This is a genomic window from Hanstruepera marina (assembly GCF_019880635.1).
GTDB lineage: Bacteria > Bacteroidota > Bacteroidia > Flavobacteriales > Flavobacteriaceae > Hanstruepera > Hanstruepera marina.
Map to the genome: position 1 here is coordinate 385,877 of NZ_JAINVX010000001.1, position 13,733 is coordinate 399,609.

7 protein-coding genes are annotated in these 13,733 nt (G+C 35.1%); 2 read left to right on the forward strand and 5 right to left on the reverse strand.

Going from position 1 to position 13,733, the window contains the following annotated elements; all coding sequences use genetic code 11:
• Positions 1 to 9: 9 nt before the first annotated feature.
• Positions 10 to 2,415, forward strand: a complete 2,406-nt coding sequence (locus K7G76_RS01775; RefSeq protein WP_223032486.1) for a TonB-dependent receptor — start codon at positions 10 to 12, stop codon at positions 2,413 to 2,415.
• 1 nt (position 2,416) lies between these two features.
• On the opposite strand, the gene K7G76_RS01780 is transcribed toward K7G76_RS01775, so the two are convergent.
• The gene (locus K7G76_RS01780) at positions 2,417 to 8,764 is read right to left on the reverse strand and encodes a choice-of-anchor D domain-containing protein (protein ID WP_223032487.1); all 6,348 of its coding nucleotides are present in this window, start codon (positions 8,762 to 8,764) and stop codon (positions 2,417 to 2,419) included.
• A 117-nt stretch (positions 8,765 to 8,881) separates the two neighbouring features.
• Between K7G76_RS01780 and K7G76_RS01785 the strand changes: the two genes are divergently transcribed.
• Complete coding sequence (locus tag K7G76_RS01785) at positions 8,882 to 9,355, forward strand: regulatory protein RecX (RefSeq protein ID WP_223032488.1); 474 nt, start codon at positions 8,882 to 8,884, stop codon at positions 9,353 to 9,355.
• Between the two features lie 50 nt (positions 9,356 to 9,405).
• On the opposite strand, the gene K7G76_RS01790 is transcribed toward K7G76_RS01785, so the two are convergent.
• Genes K7G76_RS01790 through K7G76_RS01805 form a run of 4 tightly spaced genes read right to left on the reverse strand, consistent with a single transcriptional unit; the run spans position 9,406 to position 13,733 of the window.
• Positions 9,406 to 9,933: a DUF6646 family protein gene (locus K7G76_RS01790; RefSeq protein WP_223032489.1), complete on the reverse strand. Its 528-nt coding sequence runs from the start codon at positions 9,931 to 9,933 to the stop codon at positions 9,406 to 9,408.
• A 33-nt stretch (positions 9,934 to 9,966) separates the two neighbouring features.
• Positions 9,967 to 10,836, reverse strand: a complete 870-nt coding sequence (locus tag K7G76_RS01795) for a cupin-like domain-containing protein (RefSeq protein WP_223032490.1) — start codon at positions 10,834 to 10,836, stop codon at positions 9,967 to 9,969.
• A gap of 56 nt (positions 10,837 to 10,892) precedes the next feature.
• Positions 10,893 to 11,987 (reverse strand): biotin synthase BioB, encoded by a 1,095-nt coding sequence (gene bioB / locus K7G76_RS01800; RefSeq protein ID WP_223032491.1) that lies wholly within the window; start codon positions 11,985 to 11,987, stop codon positions 10,893 to 10,895.
• A 60-nt stretch (positions 11,988 to 12,047) separates the two neighbouring features.
• On the reverse strand, positions 12,048 to 13,733 hold the full coding sequence (locus K7G76_RS01805; RefSeq protein ID WP_223032492.1) for a flotillin family protein: 1,686 nt from the start codon (positions 13,731 to 13,733) through the stop codon (positions 12,048 to 12,050).

Below are 13,733 nucleotides of genomic sequence, written 5' to 3' on the forward strand. Positions count from 1 at the left end.
TTTTCATTCATGAAACTAAAGATACTCTTGTGTTTGTTTTTATTGAGCACATTCTATATGCAAGCACAGCAAATTACAGTAATTGAGAAAGATTCTGAAATCCCGTTAGCTGGTGTAATTATATCATCGAAAAATAAATCTGTTATAACGAATCTAGATGGACAAGCGACTCTAGATAATTTTACCGAAAATGCACTATTATTATTCGAAAGGGAAGGACATAAACCTATTGAATTAACTAAAGAAGAAATTACAGCAGCTAATAATTTAGTTTACTTAAACGCTAGAGTAAATTTGGATGAGGTGGTTATATCTGCATCTAAATTCGAGCAAAGTAAACGAGATGTACCTCAAAAAATTATTAGTCTAACTTCAAAGGAAATAACATTTTTTAATCCCCAAACTAGTGCAGATTTATTAGAAAACACAGGAAATGTTTATATTCAAAAGAGCCAATTAGGTGGCGGAAGCCCTATGATTAGGGGGTTTTCTACTAACCGCTTATTGATTACAGTTGATGGTGTTAGGATGAACAATGCTATTTTTAGAAGTGGCAATCTGCAAAATGTTGTTTCAATAGATCCGTTAAGTATTCAAAATACCGAAATTACTTTAGGTGCGGGTTCAGTTGTTTATGGAAGCGATGCCATTGGTGGTGTCATGAGTTTTTATACTAAAAAGCCACAGTTATCCTATAAAGACGACTTATATTTTAAAGCCAATGCATTTGCTCGATATGCTTCGGCAAATAACGAAAAAACAGGGCATCTTGATGTAAATTTTGGTCTTAAAAAATGGGCCTTTCTAACCAGTATAAGTTTTAGTGATTTTGATGATTTAAGAATGGGCTCGCATGGTCCAGATGTTTATTTACGGCCTGAATACGTTCAGACAGTTAATGGTGTAGATGAAATTATCCCTAACAGCAACCCGGAATCGCAAGTCCCAACAGGATTTAACCAATTAAATGTCATGCAAAAAGCACGTTATGAGCATCATGATAATTTGCATTTTGATTTAGGAGTTTACTATAGCACAACATCAGATTATTCTAGATACGACAGACTTATAAGGTATAGAGACGAAAACCTTCGTTCAGCTGAATGGTATTATGGACCTCAACAATGGTTTATGGCTAATTTTCAATTAACAAAATTAAGTAGCAGCTCTAATTTATATGATAAAATTCAAACGACTATAGCTTATCAAAACTTTAAGGAAAGTCGTCATGATAGAAATTTTCAATCTGAAATTAAAAATAATAGAGAAGAGTCTGTAGATGCTCTTTCGACCAATTTTGATTTTGAAAAACAATTAAGTGTAAAAACAGAACTGTTTTATGGTTTCGAATACATTTTTAATTTGGTACACTCCAAAGGGGATGAAGAAGATATTGTTTCAGGAGTCAAAAAACCTACCGTTTCACGTTACCCTAACCATTCCAATTGGCAATCTGTAGCAGCTTATACCAGTTTAAAATATAAACCTAAATCGAATTTTATTTTTCAAACAGGATTACGTTATAATCAAGTATTTTCAAAAGCAGATTTTACTGAAAATAACATCTATTTGAATCTGCCTTTCAATGAATCTAAAATTAATTCTGGAGCCCTGACTGGGACTGCAGGTGTAAGCTGGAATCCAAATGAAATGTTACAATGGAAGTTTAATCTTTCAACGGCATTTAGAGCACCAAATATAGATGACGTGGGTAAGGTATTTGATTCCGAACCGGGTTCTGTTGTAGTACCTAACGATCACTTAAAACCAGAATACGCTTATGGAGGTGAACTGGGATTATTATTGAATTTTGACAACGTTGTATTATTGGATTTAGCGACATATTATACCTATTTAGACAATTCTTTAGTAAGACAAGACTATACTTTAAACGGTGAGTCAGAAGTAATATATGACGGTGAATTGAGTACAGTTCAAGCTATTCAAAATGCTTCAGAAGCTCATATTTATGGTTTTGAACTGGGATTAAAAATCAATTTTTCTGATGCCTTTAGATTAACATCACAATATAATGTTACAGGTGGTACAGAAGATGATCATGGTGTTGATGTTCCTGTTAGGCATGTGACGCCTAATTTCGGTAATACCCATTTAATATGGAGCAAGAATAGATTGAAAGTAGATTTATTTGCGAATTATAACGGCGAGTTATCATACAATCAATTGGCACCTTCTGAACAAAGTAAAGATTATATTTATGCTAAAGACTCTGATGGGAATCCTTATGCGCCATCTTGGTATACTTTAAACTTAAGAGCACAATATAACTTTAATAAAGGTTTATTGGTTTCTGGAGGATTAGAAAATATAACCGATCAGCGCTATAAAACCTATTCCTCCGGGATAGCATCACCAGGAAGAAACCTTGTTATTTCATTAACATATACCCTATAAGCTATTTTTTAATAGCTTTTTTAACTATGACTTGATTATTGGATAAAGTTACACGAGCTGAATAGGCTGAACTACTTAAGTTTGATAGCGAGAAGGTTTCTGAACGACTTGAGCCATTAAAGCGATAAATGGTTCTTCCTAATAAATCAATAATTTCAATCGTTTTAATAGTTAGATTTTGAGAGTCTAAAGAGAACTTAACTTGGTCGCTATCCAACTCAATAATTTGTAATTGATTACTATTGGCAACAACTTCATCTACAGAAAGTGCATCTGTTCTAAACACAATTTCAAAGCGGTTGTTAAAAGTCCCAGCTTCTGAATTAAAAGAATAAGGCGCTTCAATTAGATTATGGAAATAACCAAATTCATTATCTTTTAAATAAAGAATTTGACCTTCTGTCTCAAATAAGCCATCGATTTCGGCTAAAGCAATATAATGACTTCCTTGTGTATTAATTTTAATACCAAGAGGAATAATATCATTATCATTAAAAGGAAGACCTCTGCCTTGAATCACAAAACTTTTATCATCTATTAGAGAATAAAAGGCTTGATCATCAGTTATCGCATCATACATGCGGTCTCTTTCATTAGTGGCAGCTTCTGCATACCCAACTAAAATACGACTTGTAGGTTGATCATCTGAAACTAAATCTAACCAAATACGATGTTTATCTTCGTTTAGAGTATTTGAATTTCTATAAAATTGAGAATTATCAAAATCTTTACGGCGCATATCGTTTTTAAACTCTACAGGTAACGAAGCTGCAGACGGTCCATCATTTATGTTAACCATAAAACTCTGTCCAGCAGCAATAAAAACGTCTCCAATTCCTGCTGAAGACCCTAAACCATTGTAGGTAATGTAATCTGATGCTGTATAATTTGAACCAAAATCATCATAAAAAGGGTTAGAATAACCAGAATTAGGTAAGTTGCCATGTGTCCACAGATTAACAAACCCATCTATAGAAGACATATTGGTGGTATTTCTTAAAAATAAAAATGCATCAATGGCCGAAGGATAAGGATTACCTAATAAATTCCAGTCGTCATCATCAGGGTCAAAACCAATAGGATTGTCTCCACGGTACACATTAACGGTGAATTGACCATTAAACGGTTTCCCTGTGTTAAAAGTAGCTGTTTCTGTAGTTGCGGATCCATTCATGTGGTCGTTTGGACCTCTAACAATATATCCTTTCCCTTTTTGCATGGTTGAAATAGAAGGAGGTACCCAATTGCCTTGCCCGCCATTAGGGTTTGCTATTGTTGTGTTCCACTCATAAATATATCCTGTTGGTGTTTGGGAGCCGTAAATAGTGTTAATATTAAAATTTTCAACAGGCGATGACCAATATACATAATCTAAACGTCTAACATTAGTATTACGTTTCATTGAAATTGATCCACTATTTGTATCTGTCTCATTGATCTGAACTAAACTACCGGAATCTTCAATATTAAAATTACCACCAGCTATTTTTACACCTTCATCAACCGTTATGGCCTCATTACTATCAACAATCAAGGTACTGGAGTTAATGTTTAGGTCTTCACCTACCAATATATCTGTTGTGTGTCCTAATACTTTAGTTCCTGTTCCGGAAATTGTGACATTTTTATATTCAGGAGAAAACTCTGTGATGGTTTGGTTTGCACCTTGGTATTCAACAGTAGATTCATCAAGTAATGTGATTGAAGGGTTGTTAATATTGCTTATAGATGTGTTGACCAAACCAGAAAAACCGTTAGCGTTCGATTGTTTAAACACTCCCGTTCCTGTTACTGTAAAAGTACCACTAGCTTGAAATTGAATAAATGAATTTGGACCAGACCCATCAGCAATTGTTCCAACATTATCTCCTGAAACAACAATATTTGCATAAGCAGGGACGGGGTTTGTTAATCTAATAGATTCAAAACCACCATTATTATTAAATTCAATGACTGTGTCTGGGCCAAGAGAATATGTTCCTGTAGCATCAGGTTTTGTACCTGTTCCGGCCATTATAAACCTAGATTGGTCTTCCATAATTAAGTTAGTACCCGAACCGCCTAAACTCCAATTTTGGATATCTACAATGGCATCTTCTGTTATAGTGATGTTATTACTAACTCCTGTTCCATTACTAATACCTTTATAGTTTGGGATATTAGGAGGTAATGGAGGCAAAGTAGCTAAAACATTTGATCCACTAAATTTTAAATTAACGTAATTAGGCGTACCAGACAAAATTTGGGTCTCATTGTTGCCGTTTAAATGTACAGTTCCGCCAGTTAAAGAATAACTACTGTATTTTCGTAATTGTGGTAGATGGTCAGTAAGTGGGTCGGCCGTAATAGTACTTATGCGATATTCACCACCTGTCATAATAAGCTGTCCGTCTGGACCGTAAAAATCGTTGTCATTTACTCCAGCTTCTTCACCTATTACAATCCCTTGTTGTATTTCTAATTTTCCACCATCAGATATACCTGTTCGATTGGTTAGGCGTAATTCTAAATTATCATTGTCTAGAATTACATAGATATTCTTAACAGTTGAACCAACCGTAAGAGCATCTCCTGTTACTTGATTTTCTTTTCCTGTATAGTAGAAGTTTGCTGTTTGATTGTATGTAGTATTGGTTGCTGCAAAATCTTGAACGTTTCCTTGGGAGCTACTATCCCAAATTCCTCCGGGATGAGTTATGTATAAGGTAGAATTGGTATTGGAAATAAACTTGTTCCCTGATCCTGAAATATCTTGAACTTTAAGTGCTGTTGAGCCATTAAAACTAAAATTAAATGTTGCACCACTTTCAATTTCTAAACTAGAGTCCCCTGTAAACTTTAAGTTTTCATTTAATAATACTCCAGTATCACCACTTTCAATTATAAAAGGAACATTTGTGCAATTAGGAGCTATTTCAAGAGTATGGTTATTGTCTCCACTGAATAAAATTTCCTTTGTTGTAACATCACTGTTAACTGTATTGACTGAAGAGCCAATTTCAAGGTTGCCTTCAATAATAACAGGAGCAGTTCCTGAAGAAATAGTAGGACTTCCATTTAATGTCTTATGAACATAAAAATCGTCATCAGTATTAATTAAAACATCTCCTATTATTCTAATATCTTGATTGAATGTATCGTTAGAATACGATGTCCCGAAATAAAAATCGCCATCATTGACTATTAAATTACCACCAAAAGTAGCTGATACGTTGGGATCTTTATTTGATGTCCCGCCAATGTAAGAACTAGATGCGTTATTTATTATAAAATCGTTTTCAGTAACATTTACACTTATAGGTCCTCCAACTATAGTCCAGCCATCTACTATTCCATTAGTATCTAAAATAACATTTCCAAACTTGTACCCATTATCATTATCAGCAATTGTTGTATAAACATTTACTAAACTTCTACTTCCAGGTGTAATGGTCCAATCCCATTCATTAATTTCAAGAGTAGAGCCTCCTTCAAATTTTTCAATACCATCCCACATGGGGTGGTTATTATTCATGGAATTTTGATCAATTGTCATGTATCCCCCACTTCGCACAAATAGGTTTGCAGAGCTTGGAAAATCTATATCTCCTCTAATAATTAAATGCGCCCCATCTCGTACTTCTAGAGTATTTCCAGCAGATAAAAATTCAGAAGCAACAGGAGGGTTGTCGTTTTCTAAAAGTTCAAGTGTACCACCTGATAATAATAAAATATCACAATCATAATTATTACTAGCACTTCCACCTCCAGTTACATATTTGTCAATTAAAATGCGAGAAATGCTTACAGATGTATTTTGCGGAGCATTGCCATCTGGAACATTTACCCAAGCAGACCCATCAAAATATTCCCAATCGCCATTATATGAAAAATCAGTTGCATATTTGGGTCTGAAATCTCCAGCATTGAAAGAAAACAATATAATATCAAATGTGCTTGATACAGCATTTATTAACCCAGTAGCACTAGCAGTTAAAGTAAGCCCTGTTCCAGCTGCAGTGTGAATAATATTGTTGAAGGTCGAAACACTGGATGAAGAGGCTACTGTTATTGGGTCGCCTGTCATGGTTCCAGTAGAAGAAATGGATATATTGCCAACCCAATCTAAATCTCTATTTCCATTATTGTCAGTTGCTTCAACTTGAACAGCTGGAGTCATTATTGCACTAGTACTGGTTGTACTAGGCTGCTGCAAAAAATGTAACCTATCTGCTATAACCTCAATTCTGTTTCTGTTGTTAAGAGTACTTGAAGTAGCACCACCAGCGTTACTTGTTCCAAAAACAGAACCAGAAACATTTGCGGTGGCAGAACTTATTGTAAATTGTAATTGATCATTATCAGTTACAGTTGTTAAAAATGTGACCCGTAATGTTAGTGATGACATACTATCATCTGGTGCGGAATACGATAAACCTGAAAAAGATATTGTATTTCCAGCTATTACAGGATTGTTTGCGACCATAGCATTTCCATTAAATAAGGCCGCGCTTCTAATATTTGCAATATTAACAACATCAAAAATTATATCTGTTAATTCAGTTGCTAAATTATCACTATCATTTGTTCCGCCACCATCACGAATGTCAAATTTAAAAACATCAATAGATTGTCCTGTGTTAGTAATGGTTGCTGCTTGATATGCTGTGTAGTCAATATTGGAATTGTAAGTAAATGTACTATTTACAATAATATCAGATGTTGAACTATTCGTTCCATTCCCTTGAATTACAAAAGTATAAGGGTCTTCATCGGTATCATCATTGGCGATAGATACGGTTGCGGTTTTAGTTCCTGTAGAAGCAGGATCAAAGGTTATTTCAAAAGTTGTATAGTTCGTTCCTGTATCTGGAATGGTAGTAAGCGTAGGTTGAGCACTGACACTAAAATCAGTTGTGTTAGAAACGGTTACATAATTAGGCGCAGTACCATTTAATGTTAGATTAGCACCACCAATATTATAAATGGTAAATGAATGTACTACTGAACCGCCCGTAACGGCAACATTTCCAAAATCGGTATCGTCACTAATATCAGGCATTGTGTCACCATCTACTATTTCAGTGCTATTTCCTTGTATTTCTATTTCGGGTTCTGGCGTTGGGTTGTAGCAAGTCCATTCAATATCATCCACGATTACTTGCTTACCAGTAATGTTTCTAATTTCAATGGTTACACTTCCTGCAATATTAATCCCACTAACACTAAATGTCTGTACAGACGTATTATCCCAAGCAATAGATGTTCCTTGTGAAATGCCATTGACAAATAATTCAACTTGTCTATTCCCTGAACCAGTAAAAGCTTTAAGTAATTTACATGTAAAACTTTCTATGCCTCCAGAAACACTTGAAGACAATAATGAGCTATTAGTATCTCTTAACATTAGGCCGTTTCCAGTAATTTGATAGCCAGCATCATCTCTTGACTCTGTGTAAGACCAGTTAACTCCATTATCTCCGACATAATTGTTGTCTCCGTAAGATCCAGTAGCATTAGAATTACTAAAACTCTCTGCTCCACAATTACCACTAGCAGTAGTCACCTCTCCATTTAAAGCTACAGTTTGCGTTGTAGCTCCAGTACTGATTGCGGTTATGTTACCTGAATACGTGTTAACAGCCAGTCCACTTATTAGCCTTGTGTAAATAGTTGTGTTGTTTACAGTACCACCACTTTGGGTTAAAGTTATGCTATTGCCAAAACCACTACCCGAAGTTGTGGATATTTCAAAATTTGTTGGTGCCGTAAGTGTAATATTGTTTGTTAGGTTACTGCCTTCAACTGTAAAAGTTTGTTCGGCTGATGGGCCAAGGGTTTCAACATAATCTAAACCTGATATGGTAGTTGGTGTGGCTGTGATGGTTGGACCAGCAGAAACCGTACCTGTTAATAAAAAATCCCTTAACCTTTTTTGAGAATTACTATTGGTTCTAATAAATCGTATTCTTACATTACTGCTTAATGTTGTTATTGTAGTTGGACCAGAAGTAACATAAGTAGAGCTAGTTGGTGTTGGAGAATTAAATATTTGAGCAGTCCAAGTAGTTCCTCCATCATCAGAAACTTCAACAGTAATAGGGCCATCTGAACCACTGCCATATTTAGCAACATCAAAAGAAAGTGTTACATTAGTGTAAGAAGACAAGTCAAAAATAGGGCTTGTTAACACAGAATATGTTTGAGTAAAAAGAGCATATCCTTCTGCAGATGTGATTAAGTTTACACTAGTTCTAGACCAACCAGTAGGTAATAAGCCATCTCTAAATGGCTCATCTGATATCTGCCCAAACCCAGATACGGTTAGGCATAAAAACGTTATTAATACTATATAGTATTTCTTTATCATAGAAAAATTAAATTTTACTTACTTTAAAAAGTAAGCCTACAAATATACACGAAATTAGATATAATGCTATGACTTTCAGTTTCTTAATTATTAACAAATTGTTACTAATTTTACAGCATGCTAAAACAAAAAAGTTATACTGTAGACCAAGCTAAAAGAGCACTTGAAAGCTACTGTGCTTATCAAGAGCGTTGCCATCAAGATGTGTGTAAAAAACTACGCAGTATGAATATGATTCCTGATGCTATAGACTTGGTAGTTGTACATTTAATAGACAACGACTTTTTAAATGAAACCCGTTTTGCTAGATCTTATACTAGAGGTAAGTTTAGGGTGAAAAAATGGGGTCGTAAGCGTATTGAATTGGAGCTAAAAAAACGAGATATTAGTGCCTACAATATCAAGGAAGCTTTTAAAGAGATTTCAGATGCCGATTACTTACAAACCTTTCATGAATTGGCAGAAAAAAAATGGCATAGCATAAACGAATCTAACTTATATAAGAAAAAAAAGAAACTAGCTAATTATTTGTTGTATCGTGGTTGGGAAAGTCATTTGGTGTATGACAAAATAAACGGTTTAAGCCAATAAAAAAACCTTTCTTGATTAAGAAAGGCTTTATGTTTTATAATGGACTGTTTTTAAAGGTTAAAAACAGCGCCAACATTTACTGAAAATTGATTGTGTAATTTTTCAGCAGGCTCTAAATTACTACTGTACTTGGCAATAGGGAATTGTGCTTCCGAATAAATACCAAACCCAGAAGATAAGAAATATCGTGCTCCCACATGTCCACCAAAGTTTTTTAAACTCAAGTTTATACCTGGATATAAATCAAAATTATCGCTGATATTTAAAACATTTCCAATGTTGGCATTAAATCGTGCTTTTAAGTCAAAACGATCTAGAAAATCGGCTTTTTCAACAATGTTCTGACCATTAACTTCAACACCATTTTTAATATCTCCAGTTACACCAAGCGCATAGCTTGAAGAGACACCTATTGAGATGTTTTCACCCAAGCCGTAATCATAACTCAAATTTATGCCTGTAGCGTGACTCTGAAAATTAGCTCCGAGTTGAAGTTTTTGATCACCTTTTCCAGAAAAGGCTTGAGCATTTGCAAATGATATGTACAATAAGGCTATAACTAGCAATAAATTTTTCATAATAAAGTTTTTTAGTTTGCGGCTGCAAATATATTATAAGTTTTTAATATGGGCTTGGGTACGTAATATAGCTTGATTGTTTTTCCAATCTATCCATTTTTGACCATTCAGGCGCCTCATTAAATTATCAAAATTTCTCATAATGAAAACATTATAAATAGCTTTACCTAAATTCTTTGGGTGTCGTGCTATGGCTCTTAAGCTCATTGAGAATCCGGGAGTTTTATACTTCATATAATGCCAGTAGCCTTCAGGCATATAAAGCATTTCGCCATGTGTTAAAGTGGTTTTATAACCTACTACATTTTTCAAAGCTGGCCACTTTTCAAAATCTGGATTTGAAAAATCTATGTCCTCTCTTGTTATTAAAGAATGTGGTATTTTATAGAGATAATCGTTTTGCTTTTGATCGAATAAAATAATCTCCTTTTCACCTTGAAAATGAAAATGGAAAATATTGGCTAGATCAATATCATAATGCATAAACGTATGCGACTCTGTACCTCCAAAGAACAACATAGGCAATTTTTTCATAAGCTTCAAGCCTATATCCGGAAAATAAAAGTCATTTTGAAGTTCAGGAACTTCTTTTAAAATGTTCCAAAGAAAAATACGATATTTTGTTGGTTCTGATTTTAGTAAATCAATGTACTCGCTCATTTTCATTGTGGCATGAGCTTCATTAAATCCATCTTTATAATCTACAGGTCTATCATCATAAAGAGGAACAACTTTATCTCCTGCAATGCGTTTAATATAATCTAAATTCCATTTGGTATATGCAGGCCAATTTTCAATAAATTGTTCCACAACCACAGGCTTTTGTGGTCTGAAATAGTTTTTTATGAAATCCTCTTTAGTAATACTTTTTAAACGAGGAATATCCTTGAGGTTTAATGACAAAGTTAAAACGATTTAAACGCTAAATTTACGAAAAATGAAAGGATAAAAGACTTAAATTATTTTGCGATTTTTGCCTTTTGTTTAGCATCTTCGTTTCTTTCAATTTTATGATCAGGTCTTGACCATTTGGGTTTTTCTCCCAATGATTGAAATTGAGAATCTTCAGCCTCAACCGTTTGTGGCTGCATTTTTTTGATAAATGGCTTCTGCGGATTTAAACCCAATAATTTGAACATTTCCATATCCTCATTGACATCAGGATTTGGAGTAGTCAGTAATTTATCGCCAGCAAAAATTGAATTTGCTCCTGCAAAGAAACACATGGCTTGACCTTCACGACTCATTTGGGTTCTACCAGCACTTAAACGGACTTGAGTTTCAGGCATAACAATACGCGTTGTAGCAACCATACGAACCATATCCCAAATAGAAACAGGTTCTTGATCTTCTAATGGTGTGCCGTCAACAGCAACTAAAGCATTAATAGGAACCGATTCGGGTTGCGGGTTTAATGTTGCCAATGCTACAAGCATACCAGCGCGGTCTTCAGTTTGTTCTCCCATACCAATTATTCCACCAGAGCAAACGGTAACGTTGGTTTTTCTAACATTATCAATGGTTTCCAAGCGGTCTTCAAAACCACGGGTGGAAATAACCTCTTTATAATATTCTTCAGAAGAATCTAAATTATGGTTATAAGCATACAATCCAGCTTCTGCTAAACGTTGCGCTTGATTTTCCGTAAGCATACCTAGGGTACAGCATACTTCCATATCAAGTTTGTTAATGGTACGAACCATTTCTAAAACATCATCAAATTCTTGACCATCTTTAACGTTGCGCCATGCAGCTCCCATACACACACGTGAGCTACCAGAAGCTTTTGCGCGAAGCGCTTGTGCCTTTACTTGTTGCACAGACATTAAATCATTGCCTTCAATATCAGTATGGTAACGGGCTGCTTGAGGACAGTAACCACAGTCTTCTGGGCAGCCTCCTGTTTTTATGGATAGTAATGTAGAAACCTGTACTGTGTTTGGGTCATGGTATTTTCTATGGACTGTTGCTGCTTCATACAACAGTTCCATAAATGGCTTATTATATATATCTAAAATTTCTTCTTTTGTCCAATTGTGTCTTGTATCACTCATAGTCCTGATTAAAGTTGTAAAAGTAGAAAATTCCGCAGCTACTGCGGAATTTTCGTTCTATTATTTATCCTCATTGTCTTGAGAATTATCAACATCCTTATTAGGAGGTAATTCTTTAGATTCGTCAGCTTTTACTTCTGAATCCTCTACTTTTTTAGGTTTTTTTTCATCTTTCACTTCAACCTCTTTACCACTTAAATATTCTGGCAACTGCATTCCCGCCATATTAAACATATCTTGTAGCGGAGGTACAGATTTATACATGCCTGATAAGAAATTGGCTGTAGATGATTTACCATCTTTATTACCACCGTTTTCCCAAACAGTAACTTTGTCTATTTTGATGTTTTTAATAGCTTCGGCTTGTGTTTTTACTAATTCTGGCAATTTATCTGCGATTAAAAGCAATACAGCATCTTTTGAGTCATTACCAGCAGCTTTAACAATTTGATCTAAACCGGCAGCCTGTTTGGTTAATATCTCGTAAAGACCTTCAGCTTCAGCTTGGGCTTTTAACAATATGGCATCAGCTTCACCTTTAGCTATTCTTCTAATATTTTCAGCTTCAGCTTCTGCATCTATTTCAACTTTTTGTTTATCAATTTCTGCTGGTACAATAATATCAGCTAATTGTGAAGAGCGCTCACGTTCAGCTCTTGCTATTTCGGCTTGTTTTTCGGCAGCATAGGCCTCCTCTAAAGCTTTTGCAGCTTGAACTTTTTCAGCAGCAATAGCACGTTTTTCAGCTTCAGCTTCTCGCTCTCTTCTTTGAGCGTCAGATTCGGCAATAGAAATTTTAGCTATATTTTCTCCATCAATAGCTCTTGCGTTGGCTTCAGAAGTTTTAATACGTTCTTCTTTTAAAGCTTCGGCTTCACCAATCTTGGCTTGAGCAATAGCACTAGCAGTTTGAACACGTTCTGTTTGGCTTGCATTAGCTTCACCAATTTTAGCTTGCGCATTAGCTGCTGCCACCTGAGTTCGCTCTGTTTGCATAGCGTTGGCCTCACCAATTTTAGCTTTGGCATTTAACTCGGCGACTTGGGTTCTTTCATCTTGTACAGCATTAGCTTCGCCAATAGAACCATCTCTATTTTTTTCTGCAACCGATTTACGTGCAGCGTTTATAGCGTGTGCAGCGGCTTCCTTACCTAAAGCTTCAATGTATCCAGATTCATCAACTATATCGGTAATGTTTACGTTGATTAATTTTAAACCTACTTTCTTAAGTTCCGATTCAACACTTTGTGAGATATTGGTTAAAAATTTATCCCTATCTGAATTGATCTCTTCAATATCCATTGAAGCTACAACCAATCGTAGCTGTCCAAAAATAATTTCTTTTGCCAATTCCTGAACATCACTCATGGAAAGCCCTAGTAAACGTTCAGCAGCATTTTGCATGACACCAGGTTCTGTAGAAACACCAATTGTAAAACGCGAAGGCACATTAACACGAATGTTTTGTTTACTTAAGGCATTTATAAGATTAACTTCAATAGAAATAGGTGTTAAATCCAAAAATTCATAGTCCTGAATAACTGGAAAAATAAAGGCGGCACCACCATGAATACATTTGGCCGACTGACCACCACCAACTTTACCGTAAACCACTAAAATACGGTCTGAAGGACAACGTTTATAGCGTTTAATTAATACAATAAGGAAGATGAATATAAACAGCACACCAAAAATGAGTGCCATGGGCAAGCCTAAATCAAAAGCTTGTTGGGTAATTAGTAACAT

Bases quoted from the DNA above. Each gene is read 5' to 3' on its own strand.
- K7G76_RS01790 (WP_223032489.1), bottom strand. From the start codon at position 9,933: ATGAAAAATTTATTGCTAGTTATAGCCTTATTGTACATATCATTTGCA.
- K7G76_RS01785 (WP_223032488.1), top strand. From the start codon at position 8,882: ATGCTAAAACAAAAAAGTTATACTGTAGACCAAGCTAAAAGAGCACTT.
- K7G76_RS01780 (WP_223032487.1), bottom strand. From the start codon at position 8,764: ATGATAAAGAAATACTATATAGTATTAATAACGTTTTTATGCCTAACC.
- bioB (WP_223032491.1), bottom strand. From the start codon at position 11,987: ATGAGTGATACAAGACACAATTGGACAAAAGAAGAAATTTTAGATATA.
- K7G76_RS01775 (WP_223032486.1), top strand. From the start codon at position 10: ATGAAACTAAAGATACTCTTGTGTTTGTTTTTATTGAGCACATTCTAT.
- K7G76_RS01805 (WP_223032492.1), bottom strand. From the start codon at position 13,733: ATGTTACTAATTACCCAACAAGCTTTTGATTTAGGCTTGCCCATGGCA.